We start from the raw sequence: 14,614 nt of genomic DNA, 5'->3' as shown, positions 1-14,614 counted from the left end.
GATTCATCGTCATGCTGGAACGCATCCACCTCAGCATCGTGCAGCAGGTCGAGCAGCAGGGCTCGCTGACCGCCGCCGCCGGCGTGCTGAACCTGACCCAGTCGGCGCTCAGTCACAGCATGAAGAAGCTGGAGCAGCAGCTGGGGACCGAGGTCTGGCTGCGTGAGGGTCGCAGCCTGCGGCTGACCCAGGCCGGGCAGTACCTGCTGGCGGTCGCCAACCGGGTGCTGCCGCAGCTGGACCTGGCCGAGGAGCGCCTGCGCCAGTTCGCCCAGGGCGAGCGCGGCGCGCTGCGCATCGGCATGGAATGCCACCCGTGCTACCAGTGGCTGCTGAAGATCGTCTCGCCCTACCTGGCGGCGTGGCCGGACGTGGATGTGGACGTCAAGCAGAAGTTCCAGTTCGGCGGCATCGGCGCATTGTTCGGCTACGAGATCGATCTGCTGGTCACCCCCGATCCGCTGCTGAAGCCGGGCCTGAAGTTCATCCCGGTGTTCGACTACGAACAGGTACTGGTAGTGGCCGGGAACCATGCCCTGGCCAAGGTGGACTACGTAAAGCCACGCCAGCTCGGCCAGGAAGTACTGATCAGCTATCCGGTGCCGTTCGAGCGCCTGGATATCTACAACCAGTTCCTGCTGCCGGCCGGCATCACGCCCCGGCGCCACAAGGCCATTGAAACCACCGACATCATGATGCAGATGGTGGCCAGCGGCCGCGGCGTGGCCGCCATGCCGCGCTGGCTGGTGGAGGAGTACGCCGCGCGCATGGACGTGGTGCCCGTCCGCCTGGGCGCCAAAGGCATCCCCAAGCAGATCTACCTGGGCGCGCGCGAGGCCGATACCGGCATCGACTACCTGCAGGCCTTCATCGAACTGGCGCGCAACAGCTCGCCGCTTGCCGGCAATGTGGGCGGAGCGCGCTGATGCCGGCGGGCCTGTCACTGCGGGCGGACGCCTTCATCAACGCCTTTTCGCTGGAAGTCAGCGCGAAAGCCATGCCGGCGCTGCGCGCCGAGGCGGATCGGATCCCGCGCGGTACGGTCATCTCCATTCCGTACCTAGCCAGCGAGGATGACGACGCCCGCCTGGCCGCCGCGCGCACGGTGCGCGCGCTCGGCTTCGAGCCGATGCCGCATATCTCGTCCCGCCGCATCGGGTCAGCCGCAGCGCTTGCACGCTTCCTGGAACGTGCTGTTGGCGACGCCGGAGTCGCGCGTTGCCTGCTGATTGCGGGCGACCTGGCCACGCCCGCCGGACCGTTTGCCGACAGTGCTTCGATCATCCAGGCCGGTCTTCTGGAGCACTCCGGGATCAAGGTCGTTGGTATCGGCGGGCACCCGGAAGGGCATCCGGTCATGAGCAGTGACGAACGCTGGCAGGCGCTGGAGGGTAAATGCCAGGCCATCGAAGCACGTGGCATGGCACCTTTGGTCGTCACCCAGTTCGCCTTCGATGCCGATACCGTGCTGGCCTGGCTGGATGGACTGCGCGCCCGTGGCATCAGCGTTCCGGTGCTGGTCGGCGTGCCGGGTCCGGCCAGCATCCCCCGGTTGCTGCGTTACGCCGCGATGTGCGGCGTAGGCGCCAGTGCATCGATGCTGGCCCGGTATGGCATCTCGATCGGCCGGCTGATTGGAACCGCAGGGCCCGAGGTGTTCGTCGATCGCCTGGTGAGGGGGCTGACCAGCGCCCATGGCCAGGTCAGCCCGCACTTCTTCCCGTTTGGCGGTATTGCGCCGTCGCTGGAGTGGATGGCGCGGTACCGGCGGCGCACTTCCGGCACCGGTGGCTGAATCGCCTCAGCCTGGCAGGTCGCACTTCATCTTGCCGTCCACGTAGTACGGCTTGGGTACGTTCGGGTTTGGGCTGGTCTTCTCGAAGACCACCTCGAACGAGGCAGCATCGGGCGTGCCCTTGCGCTCGGTACACGCGTCCTGCAGCTTCTTCCTGACCGCAGTGATACCGGCATCGCGGTTGGCACCCTCGGCGCTGTTGGTCAGATTCACGGTCTCGGCCGAGGCCAGTGGGCTCAGCGCAAGCAGGGCGCCGGTCAGCATCAGGGTGTGCAGCTTCGTCATGGTTCGTACCTGGCAGGTCTCCAATGAGTGCCCCAGCATAGGGCCGGGCCGTCAACGGCATGTGCCCGGCCGGGCGAGGCAGGGGGGGCGCGGCGCCACGGCGTAACCCGCGATGGCTGACAGCTGTCACTGGCTGCAACCCGGGCGGACGCGAATAGTGAGCGCCAAGGCGAGGGCACCTCGCCACCACTCAGCCACCACTCACCAAGGGGACCGCTCATGAACATGCTCCAGCACCTCGCCTCGCAGACGCCGATCTGGGTCTGGCTGCTCCTGGCCTTCCTGATCACCCGTGGCATCGCCGCCATGAAGCCGGCCGAGACCTCGTTGCAGAAGCTGGCGATCGTGCCCGCCCTGTTTGCCGTCTGGGGCGCGTGGTCGATCAGCCATCGCTTCGGCGCGTCGCTGATCGCCTGGAGCGAGTGGCTGGCCGGCATCGCCACGGGCGCGGCGCTTGCCTGGCTGCTGCTGAATCGATTGAAGCTGACCCTGGACCGCAGCACCCGCAAGCTCTGGCGCAGCGCCGACTTCAGCCTGCTGCCGCTGCTGCTGGTCACCTTCCTGGTGAAGTACGGCTTCGAAGTCGCATTTGCGGTGTCGCCGTCGCTGACCGCCCACGCCGGTTTCAGTGCGGCCTACCTGCTGCTGACGGGCGGGTTCACTGGCATCTTCATCGGCAAGTACGCCCGGTACCTGGCCTCGCTGCGGGTGGATGCGGCGGGCAAGGGACTGGAAACCGCAGGCTGATTGACCTGGTCGTGCCGGCCGCTGGCCGGCTTCCCCAGGCAGGGTTGTGCGGGGCCGGCGCAGTCGTCACGATGAACTGTGCATTGGGCGGGTTGTACTTCGCAGCCTGGCACGTCAGCGTAGTGGGTACCGCCAAGGTTCAGACAGGTCAAATGAAGGCTCCAGAATGAAGATGCTGACCTCTTCCCTCATGTTCCTGGGCTTGGTGGTTGCGGCAGGAATCGTTTGGATAACGTATCCGACCTCTCTCGAATCTGAGCTCAGAACATTCCGCTCACTTCCACCAGAAGCATTCAAGATGCTTCGTGACGATGCGATCGCCTTCGCTCGGGCGAACGCATCGAAAGGCATTACCATCGAAGCAGGCCCCCCGCAATCGAGCGTGTTCGAACTGCGGTGCAGAAAGGTTCCATTGCTCCTGGTCGAGAACGGGCATGACCTGCTCACCCTCGATATCTTTGGATACGCAGACCGACGTGCGCCAGGCATTGCCAAGCTTCAAGATCAGATGACATCGAGACTGATCCCGGAGGGTCAGCCCGGCAAGCCCGGCCCGATTTCTGGAGAGCCCTCGGGACTGGAAGCGCTCATCATGAAGCATCGAGACGGTATCGATATCACGCAGCAGTGCCATTGAATCCAGGGGCGATTGAAGTGCGCCAAACGCATTGATCTCCTGACTTCGAATCCGTCGCACCTTATGCACGCCGCCTGATCGACCAGGTGGGCGTGCCCGGCGTCGATGCCACCGATGGGCCGCCACTGGCGGTGGCTCTGCAGCAACAGCGCGGTGCCAGCAATCCGCGATCATCGGTGGGTAGCGTGACCACCCTGTTCAGCCTGGTGCGCATGATGTACTCGCGCGCAGGCGCCTACCCGGCCAACCAGCCCATGCTGTATGCCGAGGACTTTTCGCCCGATACGCGGCAGGGCGCCTGCAGCACTTGCCACGGCCTGGGACATGTCTACGAAGTGACCGAGGCGCATATCGATGGGGACCTGGCGAAGATCAGTATCAGTGGCGCACGCTTGCCCCAGGACAGATCGCTGTCCGACGCTTCGGTGACCAGGCAGGGTGCATCGCGGAAGCCCAGCCTGCGCAGCAGCCCAGTCAGACGTCCAGCGCCTTAGACGTTCCCACGCCACTGGCTCATCAGCATCTGAAGGAATCGCTCCGCCGTGGGCGAGAGCAGGGCGCCGCGTCGGCGGACGATGCCGATCGTGCGCGACACCACCGGGTTGCCGATCGCGCGTGTCACCAGGGTGGGATGATCCCCGTCCGGCGTGGCCATCTTCGGCAGCACCGACACGCCGATGCCGGCCTCGACCATGCCCAGTGACGTGGACAGGTGCGTCACTTCGTAGTGCCAGCTCAACTTGAGGTTCTCGCGCGCCAGTGCACCGTCCAGCAGCGTGCGGTTGCCGCTGGTGCGATGCACGGTGATCAACTGGTGCTCGGCCAGGTCGGCCCACTCCACCTTTCGCTTTCGGGCCAGCGGATGGTCACGCCGGCAGGCGAGCACGAAGGGGTCCTCCGCCAGTACGTCGAAATCGAGATTCGGGTCATTGGCGCCCATGAAGTTGATCCCGAACTCGACTTCGCCACGTTCCACGGCCTGCAGACCCTCCGTGGCCGGGATATCCAGAATGCGGAAGCGCACGTTCGGGTGCGCGTCGTGGAAACGCGCCATCACGCTGGGCAGGAAGTAGAACGCCGCCGTCGGCAGGCACGCGATGGTGACGGTGGCGCCGCGGGTGTCTTCGCGGCCGCGCAGCGAGAACAGCGAACCATCGAATTCCTCCAGCATGCGGCGCACCAATGGCAGCAGGTTCTCGCCGACAGCGGTGGTACTAACGCTGCGCGTGGTGCGCTCCAGCAGCGGCGAACCCACGGCCTGCTCCAGCTTCTGTATCCGCCGGCTGAGCGCCGGCTGGGAGACGTGCAGGATTTCAGCGGCGCGATGGAAGCTGCGTGTCTCCGACACCAGCAGGAATGCACGCAGGTCCAGGATTTCGCAATTGATGCTCATGGGGTATCAATCATCCAAAAATCAGCAATTCACAGATCAATTGAGGTCATGCCAGTATCGAATCACAGAGGGGTCATTCATCCCCTATACGCATCAATCTAGCACACGTATGACCAACGATCTGCTCAGCATTCCCTGCGTGCTCATGCGCGGCGGCACCTCCAAGGGCCCGTTCTTCCTGGCCAGCGACCTGCCGGCCGACACCGCCGAACGCGATCGCCTGCTGCTGGAAGTGATGGGCTCGGGCCATCCGCTGCAGATCGACGGCATCGGCGGTGGCAACGCGCTGACCAGCAAGGTGGCGATCATCGACCGCTCGAGCCGGGCGGACGCCGACGTGGATTACCTTTTCGCCCAGGTCCGGGTGGAGCAGCAGGTGGTGGATACCTCACCCAACTGCGGCAACATGCTGGCGGCCGTGGGCCCGTATGCCATCGAGCGTGGGCTGGTGCAGGCGCAGGATCCGCAGACTGAAGTGCGCATCCACAACGTCAACACCGGCAAGCTGATCATCGCCACGGTGGAAACGCTGGGCGGCCATGTGGTCTACCGCGGTGATACGCGCATTGCCGGCGCGCCGGGCTCGGCCGCGCCGGTCAGGCTTTCCTTCCTTGATGCCGCAGGTGCCCGCACCGGCAAGCTGCTGCCCAGTGGCCACGCGCAGGAAACCATCAATGGCGTGCCGGTCAGCCTGGTGGACTGTGCCATGCCGATGATGCTGGTGCGTGCCGAAGACCTGGGCGTGCACGGGGATGCCTCGCCCACCGAACTGAACGCGGACGCCGCGTTCATGCGCCGGCTGGAAGCGCTGCGCATCGAGGCGGGCGCCCGCATGGGCATCGCCGACGCCGGCAACAAGGTCATCCCCAAGCCGGTGCTGCTGTCGGCGCCGCAACACGGCGGCGATCTGCAGGTGCGCTACTTCATGCCGCACCAATGCCACACCGCACTGGCGATCACCGGCGCCGTCGGCCTGGCCACCGCCGCCGTTACGCCGGGCACGCTGGCCCACACTTTGGTCGGATGCCTGTCCGTTCCCGGCCGCATTACCCTCGAACATCCGAGCGGGGCCCTGGAGGTGGGCCTCAGTCGCAGTTCGGACGATGCGCCGGTGATTGCCAGCGTGGTCCGCACCGCGCGCCGCCTGTTCGACGGCCGGGTATATGCAACCTCGCCCGCGCCCGCCCGGGCCAGTACCACCCAAGACCGCCAATGGACGTCAGCGGCATGATCTGAAACCGGCCGGGTCGGCACAGGCGTGCCTGCCCGCCACCACAACGTAGATGCTTCACTCCTGGGAGGGATGATGTACAAGCAGTTCCTGATGGCCGCGCTGTGCGCGGCCGGCCTGGCCGCGGCCGGATGCAGTAACAGCGGGCGCACCGAAGGCGCGTCCGCCGGCGGTGGTGACAATGCACCGGTACGCATCAGCGTCGGCTCCTACAACCTCAACAACCTGCCGTTCTTCATTGCCGACGCCAAGGGGTATTTCAAGGACGTCGGCCTGCAGGTGAAGACCGAGAACTTCGCGCAGGGCGGCTCCAAGGTATTGCAGGCGCTGGTGGCCAATTCCACCGACGTGGCCGTCGGCTTCTACGACCACACCATCCAGATGCAGGCCAAGGGCAAGGACGTGGTGGCCTTCGTGCTGCTCTCGCGCAACTCCGGCCTGGTGATGGCCGGCCGCGAGGATGCCACCTTCGATCCGGCCCGCCCGGAGACCATCAAGGGCCAGAAGGTCGGGATCACCGCACCGGGCTCATCGTCGGATTTCTTCGTCCGTCACTTCCTCGCCCAGCACGATATTCCGGCTGACAGCATCTCGTTGATCGGCGTCGGCTCGGGCGCCGCAGCGGTGGCCGCGCTCGAGCAGGGCAAGATCGACCTGCTGGTCAACTACGACCCGGCCGCCACCCTGATCACTGAACGCAAGGTCGGCAGGATCCTGCTCGACGCGCGCAGCGACGACGGCGCCCGCCAGGTCTATGGCGGCCTGTACCCGACCTCGGTGATGTATGCCAATCAGAGCTTCCTGGACACGCGTCCCGAAGCGGCCGAGAAGATCGCCCGCGCCGAGCAGATGGCCTTGAAGTTCATCGCCGACAACAGTGCCGAAGACATCGTGGCGGCGCTGCCGGACAGCTACGTCTCTGGCGACCGTGCCACTTATGCGCGCGCAGTGGAGAACGCCCGCGCGATCTTCACCCGCGACGGTCACTTCACGCCGGCCGACCTGGAAACGCCGTTGAAGGTGCTGCGCGAGTTCAACACGGATGTGGCCAAGGCCAACATCGATCTGTCCAGGACCTACACCAATGCCTTCGTCGAGCGTGCCAACGCTGCGGCGCCGGCTGCCCAACCGTAAGCGGAGGTAACCCCATGGCCCTCAATGCCACTGTGCGCCAGCTCAATGGCGCGCCGCAGCTGGAGCCTGCACAGACCATGGTCGCCATCAACAAGGTGACCATGTCCTTCGGCGAATTCACCGCCGTTCGCGATGTCGACATCCAGGTAGGTGACGGCGAATTCCTCGCCATCGTCGGACCCACCGGCTGCGGCAAGAGCACCATCCTCAATTCCGTGGCGGGCCTGCTGAAGCCGTCGTCGGGCCAGGTCAGCATCGATGGCCGTGCCGTCAGCGGCGTGCAGGAGTCGGTCGGCTACCTGTTCCAGCAGGACGCACTGTTGCCGTGGAAGACGGCGTACCAGAACGTTGAACTCGGCCTGCGCTTCCGCGGCGTGCCCGAGGCCGAACGCAAGGCCAAGGCCAACGCGTGGCTGGCCAAGGTCGGCCTGGCCGGCTTCGAGCATCGCTACCCGCACCAGCTGTCCGGTGGCCAGCGCAAGCGCGTGCAGATGGCGCAGGCGTTGATCGTCGAACCGAAGGTGATCCTGATGGATGAACCGTTCTCGGCGCTGGACATCCACACCCGGCACCTGATGCAGAACGAGCTGCTGCGCCTGTGGCAGGAGGACCGGCGCTCAGTGATCCTGATCACCCATGATCTGGAAGAAGCGATCGCCCTGGGCGACCGCGTCGTGGTGTTGTCCTCCGGCCCGGCCAGTCGTGTGGTGCGCAGTTTCGACGTGGATCTGGAACGGCCGCGGAACGTGGCCGAAATCAAGCTGGATGACCGTTTCACCGACCTGTACCGCGACATCTGGGCCTGCCTGCGCGGCGAAGTGGAGAAGAGCTATGCACGCCAAGACTGACAAGTTCATCCAGCTGGCCCTGGTGGTCGCCGTGTTCGGGGGCTGGGAGGGGGGTATCGCGCTGGGCGTGATCGATCCGTTCTTCTTCCCGTCGCCGACGGCGATCGTGCAGCAGGCCTGGACCTGGCTGTCCGATACCTCGTTCTACCAGCACGTGTACATCACGCTGACCGAAACCGCGCTGGGCTACATCATCGGCACCGGCCTGGGCGTGGCGGGCGGCGTGTGGCTGGGCCTGAGCCGGCGCTCGGCGCGCATCCTCGATCCCTTCATCAAGGGCTTCAACGCGATTCCGCGCGTGGTGCTGGCGCCGATCTTCGTGCTGTGGCTGGGCCTGGGCCTGTGGTCGAAGGTGGCGCTGGCGGTCACGCTGGTGTTCTTCACCACGTTCTTCAACGCCATGCAGGGCGTGCGCGAGGTGAACCCGGTGGTGCTCGCCAATGCCCGCATCCTGGGGGCGAGCCGCAGCGACCTGCTGCGCCACGTGTATTTCCCGGCGGCCGCGAGCTGGATCCTCTCGTCGCTGCGTACCTCGGTCGGCTTTGCCGTGGTCGGCGCGATCATCGGTGAGTACCTCGGCGCCTCGGCGGGCCTGGGCTACCTGATCGCGCAGGCAGAAGGCAACTTCAACGCTGTGGGTGTGTTCGCCGGCATCATCATCCTGGCCGCCTTCGTGCTGGTCATCGACGCGCTGCTGGACGTGGTCGAGAACAAACTGATCACCTGGCGTCCCAACGCGCAGGCACAGGCCACCAGCTGACCCGGACGGGCTGAGCCCGTCTGCCGCGCCGCCGGACCGATCCGGCGGCGCGTGCTTCCTTCCCCGATCTTCCCCCGCACCACCGCAACGGGCCAGCGCCAGGCCAGGGGGCCGGCTGGCCGGAGAGAGCCCATGAACCCTCCCACCGTGCTGCCGCTGGCAGCGCTGTCGGTCGCGCTCGGCCTGCTGTTGGCCAGTGGCCAGGCCGACGCACAGTCCACGTCCTCGCTGCCCGCGCCGCTGAGCCAGGCCGAGCTGTCACGCCTGGTCCAGCAGCAGGCGCTGCAGATCCAGCAACTGGAAGCCCGCCTTCGCGCTGTCGAAGGCGGGCAGGGCAGTGCGACCGCACCGTCCACGCCGCCCGCGCCTGCGCTGGAGGCGCGGGTAGCCGCATTGGAATCCGGCCAGTCCAGGCTGCCGAAGGTCTCCTGGGGCAAGGGCGCACCGGAGTTCAGCAGCGCCGACGGCACGACGGTGTTCCGTCCCCGTGGCCGCCTGTTCGTCGATGCCTCCAGCACCGACGGTTCGGCGGTCGCCGACCGCAACGTTTCGGGTACCGAGATCCGTTCGGTGCGCCTGGGGGCCGAGGGGCGCTACGGCACCCTGGGCTGGGTCGTGGAGGGCGACTTCGCCGACAACGCGGTGGCGTGGAAGTCGGTCTATGCCACGCTGGACCACACGCTGTTCGGCGTGCCGGCCGACCTCACGATCGGCAACCGCTTGAATGATCGCGGTATCGACGGCTCGAGCAGCACCTCCAACACGCCGTTCCAGGAACGCAACGTGGTCGGCACGCTGCTGCTGCCACAGCGCGGCCTGTTTGGTGTCGGGCTCACCGAGCGGGTGTATGGAAAGGGCTGGCATGCCAGCCTGTCGGTGGCCGGCAACGATGTCAACAACGCCGGCACCGACAACGACAGCCAGACCTGGGCCACGCGCGTCCACTGGAACCCGCTGGACACCGCGGGCGCCACCCTGCATCTGGGTGCATGGGCCTTCCACGAGGAGATTCCCGCCGGCGCCAGCAGCGTGGTGCGCAGTTCGGCCATCGCCGGTCATTTCAATGATCTGGTCAGGATCACGCCGGGCACACTGCTGGGGGCCGAGCGCAGCACCGCCTACGGTGCGGAACTGGCCGGCTTCTTCGGCCCGGCATGGGCGACCGGTGAATGGGGTACGCGCAGTCTGCGGGGCAGCGATGCCAGCGGTCGCTATGACCGCGATCACGAAGCGTGGGCGATCTCGGCCGGTTGGTTCGTGGCGGGCGCCCAACCGTCCTACGTGGGCAAGACGGGTACCTGGGGAAAGGTGAAGGTTGGCGATCCGGTGACGCGCGGCGGCAGCGGCGCGTGGGAGCTGAAGGGCCGCTACGAGGACGTGGACTATGCCGAGCTGCCCAGTGGCGGTACCGGCCACGCGTGGACACTGGGCGCGAACTGGTACCTCAACGACTTCAGCCGGGTGATGTTCGAGGCGGTCCGCTGGCAGACCCGCCACCGCAACGGCAGTGCAGCGGGCAAGGACGAGGGCACGACGTTCAACACCCGCCTGCAGCTGGCCTTCTAGCGCCGGGTGCCGCCTGCCTTCGGGTCACAGCAGCAACAGTGCCCCGATCAGGGCAGGCGGCATCACCAGCGCGCCGACGCGCAGGAAGTCGAGCGCGCTGACATGCTCGCCCTCGCGACGCAGCGCCACCAGCCACAGCATCGTGGCCAGCGAGCCGGTCACCGACAGGTTCGGGCCCAGGTCCACGCCGACCAGCAGTGCAGCACGGGTCTGCGCCGGCAGGTCTGCCATCTGCCCCAGCGAACCGGCGGCCAGGCCGACCGGCAGATTGTTGGCCACGTTGCTGAGCAAAGCCGCCGCACCGCCTGCCAGCCAGCTGGCCTGGTGGGGCGACGCTTTGGCCATCGCCTGCAGCGCGCCGGCCGCACTCTGGATGACACCGGTCTGCGCCACCGCCTCCACCAGCACGAACAGACCGGCCACCAGCGGCAGCACGCCCCAGGAGACATGCCGCAGCAGCGGCAGCGGGCTATGGCGCTGGCGGATCACCACGATCGCCACGCTCAGCGCACCGGCACAGAAGGTCGCCAGGCCCAGCGGTCCGTTCAGTGCGGAGGTCACCAGCAGCACGCTGCCGGTGAACAGCACGCCCAGTGCGCTCAGCCGCCCGCCTGCCGTCAGCGGGCGATGCTCCGGCGCGGCCACCAGTGGCTGCGCGATCTCGCGCCGGTGCACCCAGCGCAGCACCAGGTAGGTGGCACCGATCGCCGCCGCGGAGGGCAATGCGAACTGCGCCAGCCACTGCAGCAGCGGCGGCATGTGCTGGCCGTACACCACCAGGTTGGCCGGGTTGGAGATGGGCAGCACGAAGCTGGCCGCATTGGCGATGAACGCACAGACGAACAGGTAGGGCAGGGGATTGGCGCGGGCGGCCTTGCAGGCGGCGTAGACGGCCGGCGTCAGCACCACGGCCGTTGCATCGTTGGACAGGAACACCGTCACCAGCGTGCCGACCAGGAACACCAGGTCGAACAGGCGTCGCCCCGATCCGCCGGCATGCCGCACCGCATACAGCGCCAACCAATCGAACAGCCCTTCGCGGCGCGCCAGTTCGGCCAGCACCATCATGCCGACCAGGAACAGGTAGACGTCGCGACCTTCGGCGACGGCGCCCCAGACAGTGTCCAGCGATACCGCGCCCAGCAACGGCAACAGCGCGGCAGCAGCCAGCGCCCACACGTACTCGGGGATGCGGAAGGGGCGGAACAGCAGGCCGACGGTGGCAACGGCGACCGCTGCCCAGATGACGAGGGAGGAATGGGAGGCGAGCATGGGGGTGGGGGCTTCAGCGGTGCCTGCAGCGACCCCGGCGCGAGGGGGCCTGGCGCGCGCGATCAGCGGATGGACGGCCGCTGCGGTCATCGCAGGTTCCGGGATCGCGGCATCATACCGTGCGGACCGGTACAGCGAACGCCGCTGCCCGGCACGTTCCGTGACAGCGGCGGTCCGCGACGGGCGCGCGGGCATCCGGGGGCCTGCAGGACGTGGCAGGCGCGGGGCGAAGCACAGCGTGCCCACGCGCGCTGAACGCCTTCTTGGAGCGTTCTTCACCTCCGGCCTGCCTAAAGTGGGGCCATTCCCAGGCAGGCCGTTTTTCGACGATGTTTGATTATCAGGACTGGACCTTCCATGCCAACGGGCGCACGGTGGTGGCGCGGGTGGAACTGGACGGCGACGGCGGCGGCATCATCAACCGCTACCAGGTGACGCCGGGGCCGGCGCAGTCCGGCCTGTGCATCAAGGTTGCGTCGCAGGACGAAGCCGCACAGAAGCTCGAGGCCGAAGTCAACAAGCTGCTGGGGCCGGAGTGGTAGCACCTGCGCGCTGCGATGCCGATCAATCGCCACGCGCGTGCGCGGTGGTACGTGCTGCCCTGCGCTTCAGTCCGAACAGGGGCCGCAACCAGGGGGACCGGCGGATGACCCCCTCATGCAGCAGCAGGCAACCGGCGATGGTGCCGGCGAGCAGCAGCGTTGGCTCCAGCCACGGCCCCAGCTGCAGCGGCTTGAGCCAGAACAGCAGTGCGATCAGCAGGCTCTGGTGCAGCACATACCACGGGTAGACGGCTTCGGTGCAGTACGGCAACCAGCGGAACGGCCTGTCCAGATAGTGCTTGCCCCAGCCCAGCACGGCCAGCAGCATGGCCCAGGCGTACAGCACTTCGCAGTACTGCGACTGCAGGCCCCAGAACCGCGGCGGCCAGCGCCGCAGCACCGAATCGACGGGCAGCCAGTGCCCCAGCGCTTCCAGCAGCAGGTACCAGGCCACCGCACCCGCAGCGATGCACAGCGACACCCGGCGAAGGGCCTGCACGCGTTGCCAGAAGCGTGGTTCGCGGCCCAGCAGATAGCCGGCCAGGAACACGGTGCCGTACTTGGCGTGCTGGTAGAGGTCCTCCACGAAGGTGTTGGTGGGCGGGTGGTCGGGCGCCAGCCAGGCCAGCCAGAGCAGCAGCACCAGCGCGGGCGTGCCGATCAGCACAGCGGCGGGTGCGCCGGCCAGCCCGGCACTCAACCGCCGCAGCGGCGCCGAATCCAGCAGCGGCAGGGCTGCCACCAGCGCCACCGTATAGGCCCACAGATAGGCCAGGTACCACAGGTGGTTCCAGGTGATGCCGAAGCGGTCCCCCGCGAAGCTACCGTCCGGCCACGGCCGCACCTGCCAGTAGCGCAGCAGGAAGTCCCAGAAGCCTGGCGCGACCATGCCCCGGCTGACACCCTCGCAGTAGGGTTGGATCGGCACCACCACAAACATGCCGAACAGCAGCGGCAGCAACAAGCGCCAACTGCGGATGAGGATGAACCGCCCCCGTTGCAGGCGCGGCCGCACCAGCGCGATGGCGACGCCGGAGATCAGGAACAGCAACGACATGCGCCAGCCGTTCAGCAGCCGCATCGGCCACTGCAGCGCGTCGGTGGTGAAGCTGCCTTTCAGATGGAAGCCCCAGTCACCCACGTACGCCATGCCGGTGTGATACAGGATGAGCAGTGCGAAGGCGAAGACGCGGAGCGCGTCGATGTCGTGGCGTCGGTTCATGGCAGGGCAGCAGCGGACAGGGGCAGCCAGCCTGCCGCCGCGACATGGTCCCATGGGGTGGGAAGGGCCTGCCTGCGGCCCGGTAGTGACCAACGGCAGGCGATCAGGGACCAGCGGCATCCCTAGAATGGCCCCTTCGTCGCGCGTTGCGCGCGTGGTAGGGAAACCGCATGCCTGTAGCTTCGACGCCGCCCTGGCGGCTCACGTTCCGCCTGGCCGTGTGGGCGGCGCTGCTGCTGTTCATGGCCCTGGCCAACAGCGCCGTGGAAGTGATGGACGCGCAGCGGCGCGGCGACGCCCTGGCGTTCTGGGAGCCGCTGACCTGGGAGCTCAGCAGCGTCGGCGTGATCCTGATCACGCTGCCGGCGATCTGGTGGGGGTGCAGGCGCTGGCCCCTGCATGCAGAGACCTGGCGGCGCCGCCTTCCGCTCTATCTGCTGGCCAGCATCGGCTGGTCGCTGCTGCACGTACTGGCCATGATGGCGCTGCGCAAGCTGGTCTACCTGGGTCTTGGTGCCAGCTACGTGGATGGTGCCGGCTGGGTCTCGCGCCTGGGCTATGAGTACCTCAAGGACGTGCGCGTGTTCTTCAGCATCGTGCTGCTCGAACACTTGATGAGCTGGTTCGGACGCCGCCAACAGGGTGAGGCGCATCTGCTCGCGGCGCCGGAAGACACGGCGCCGGTGGAGCCGGTTGAGCGGCCACGGCATTTCCTGGTGCGCAAGCTGGGCAAGGAATTCCTGGTGGCCACCGACGATGTGGAATATGCGCAGGCGTCCGGCAATTACGTGAACCTGCACGTGCGCGGGCATGACTATCCGTTGCGTACCACGTTGGCGGCGCTTGCGCTGCGGTTGGATCCGTCGGTGTTCCTGCGCTGCCACCGCAGCTGGCTCGTCAACCGCCACCAGCTGCGCTCGATCGAGCCTGCCGATGGCGGCGACGCGGTGCTGCACATGGCCGATGGCGCACGGGTGCCGTGCAGCAGGCGGCAGCTGCCCGTGCTCCGGCAGGCGCTGGCGGCAGGCTAGCGGGTGGGGCGCGGGACGGCTGGCATCGATTGCATCGGTGCGCGGTCGATTTGCTGCGCTGCATGGTGACAACGGTGAACCTGGGTGATTACTCTCCGCTGCAACGCGATGGTAGCGCTACCAGTGGGACGGGGATCCAAGGTCCTGGGGC

15 protein-coding genes and 1 pseudogene are annotated in these 14,614 nt (G+C 67.1%); 12 read left to right on the top strand and 4 right to left on the bottom strand.

Features of this window, described 5'->3' with window-relative positions:
• Window positions 1-11: 11 nt before the first annotated feature.
• Window positions 12-926 (top strand): LysR family transcriptional regulator, encoded by a 915-nt coding sequence (locus AC5P9I_RS05330; RefSeq protein ID WP_049467244.1) that lies wholly within the window; start codon window positions 12-14, stop codon window positions 924-926.
• Window positions 926-1,795 (top strand): methylenetetrahydrofolate reductase, encoded by an 870-nt coding sequence (locus AC5P9I_RS05325; protein WP_049467246.1) that lies wholly within the window; start codon window positions 926-928, stop codon window positions 1,793-1,795. Before AC5P9I_RS05330 ends, AC5P9I_RS05325 begins: the two co-directional genes overlap by 1 nt.
• A gap of 6 nt (window positions 1,796-1,801) precedes the next feature.
• On the opposite strand, the gene AC5P9I_RS05320 is transcribed toward AC5P9I_RS05325, so the two are convergent.
• A complete protein-coding gene (locus tag AC5P9I_RS05320; RefSeq protein ID WP_049467248.1) occupies window positions 1,802-2,080 on the bottom strand; it encodes a hypothetical protein in 279 nt (92 codons plus the stop codon).
• A 219-nt stretch (window positions 2,081-2,299) separates the two neighbouring features.
• On the opposite strand from AC5P9I_RS05320, the gene AC5P9I_RS05315 reads away from it, so the two are divergent.
• The 3 genes and pseudogenes from AC5P9I_RS05315 to AC5P9I_RS05305 form a co-directional block, all read left to right on the top strand.
• Window positions 2,300-2,827, top strand: coding sequence for a DUF6622 family protein (locus AC5P9I_RS05315; RefSeq protein ID WP_049467250.1), 528 nt, complete (start codon window positions 2,300-2,302; stop codon window positions 2,825-2,827).
• Window positions 2,828-2,993: 166 nt separating this feature from the next.
• Complete coding sequence (locus AC5P9I_RS05310) at window positions 2,994-3,464, top strand: hypothetical protein (RefSeq protein WP_049467252.1); 471 nt, start codon at window positions 2,994-2,996, stop codon at window positions 3,462-3,464.
• 44 nt (window positions 3,465-3,508) lie between these two features.
• Window positions 3,509-3,811: pseudogene (locus AC5P9I_RS05305) on the top strand (excinuclease ABC subunit A); the annotation flags it as partial.
• Between the two features lie 143 nt (window positions 3,812-3,954).
• Here AC5P9I_RS05305 and AC5P9I_RS05300 read toward each other — a convergent pair.
• Window positions 3,955-4,857: a LysR family transcriptional regulator gene (locus AC5P9I_RS05300; RefSeq protein ID WP_130768007.1), complete on the bottom strand. Its 903-nt coding sequence runs from the start codon at window positions 4,855-4,857 to the stop codon at window positions 3,955-3,957.
• Between the two features lie 109 nt (window positions 4,858-4,966).
• Here AC5P9I_RS05300 and AC5P9I_RS05295 point away from each other — a divergent pair, with 109 nt between their 5' ends.
• From AC5P9I_RS05295 to AC5P9I_RS05275, 5 genes are all read left to right on the top strand, one after another.
• Window positions 4,967-6,088 (top strand): 4-oxalomesaconate tautomerase, encoded by a 1,122-nt coding sequence (locus AC5P9I_RS05295; protein WP_187756613.1) that lies wholly within the window; start codon window positions 4,967-4,969, stop codon window positions 6,086-6,088.
• Window positions 6,089-6,163: 75 nt separating this feature from the next.
• Window positions 6,164-7,222: an ABC transporter substrate-binding protein gene (locus AC5P9I_RS05290; protein WP_074725166.1), complete on the top strand. Its 1,059-nt coding sequence runs from the start codon at window positions 6,164-6,166 to the stop codon at window positions 7,220-7,222.
• Window positions 7,223-7,236: 14 nt separating this feature from the next.
• Window positions 7,237-8,070, top strand: a complete 834-nt coding sequence (locus AC5P9I_RS05285; protein WP_049467258.1) for an ABC transporter ATP-binding protein — start codon at window positions 7,237-7,239, stop codon at window positions 8,068-8,070.
• Window positions 8,054-8,830 (top strand): ABC transporter permease, encoded by a 777-nt coding sequence (locus AC5P9I_RS05280; protein ID WP_005409726.1) that lies wholly within the window; start codon window positions 8,054-8,056, stop codon window positions 8,828-8,830. The genes AC5P9I_RS05285 and AC5P9I_RS05280 overlap by 17 nt, the downstream gene beginning before the upstream one ends.
• A 132-nt stretch (window positions 8,831-8,962) precedes the next feature.
• Window positions 8,963-10,396 (top strand): OprO/OprP family phosphate-selective porin, encoded by a 1,434-nt coding sequence (locus AC5P9I_RS05275; RefSeq protein ID WP_187756612.1) that lies wholly within the window; start codon window positions 8,963-8,965, stop codon window positions 10,394-10,396.
• A gap of 24 nt (window positions 10,397-10,420) precedes the next feature.
• Here AC5P9I_RS05275 and AC5P9I_RS05270 read toward each other — a convergent pair whose 3' ends face one another.
• Window positions 10,421-11,668 carry an arsenic transporter gene (locus tag AC5P9I_RS05270; RefSeq protein WP_053463126.1) on the bottom strand — a complete coding sequence of 416 codons (1,248 nt, stop codon included), beginning with the start codon at window positions 11,666-11,668 and terminating at the stop codon, window positions 10,421-10,423.
• 329 nt (window positions 11,669-11,997) lie between these two features.
• Between AC5P9I_RS05270 and AC5P9I_RS05265 the strand changes: the two genes are divergently transcribed.
• Complete coding sequence (locus AC5P9I_RS05265; RefSeq protein ID WP_049467263.1) at window positions 11,998-12,210, top strand: hypothetical protein; 213 nt, start codon at window positions 11,998-12,000, stop codon at window positions 12,208-12,210.
• 22 nt (window positions 12,211-12,232) lie between these two features.
• Here the strand turns inward: AC5P9I_RS05265 and AC5P9I_RS05260 are convergent, their stop codons facing one another.
• Window positions 12,233-13,432: an acyltransferase family protein gene (locus tag AC5P9I_RS05260; RefSeq protein WP_130768009.1), complete on the bottom strand. Its 1,200-nt coding sequence runs from the start codon at window positions 13,430-13,432 to the stop codon at window positions 12,233-12,235.
• A gap of 170 nt (window positions 13,433-13,602) precedes the next feature.
• Here AC5P9I_RS05260 and AC5P9I_RS05255 point away from each other — a divergent pair, with 170 nt between their 5' ends.
• Window positions 13,603-14,463 carry a LytTR family DNA-binding domain-containing protein gene (locus AC5P9I_RS05255; RefSeq protein ID WP_130768010.1) on the top strand — a complete coding sequence of 287 codons (861 nt, stop codon included), beginning with the start codon at window positions 13,603-13,605 and terminating at the stop codon, window positions 14,461-14,463.
• Window positions 14,464-14,614 lie beyond the last annotated feature (151 nt).

The organism is Stenotrophomonas sp. YJH_SMC_29 (genome assembly GCF_059371235.1).
Note: the sequence above shows the minus strand (reverse complement) of the source record. Positions and strands in the feature narration are given on the sequence as shown.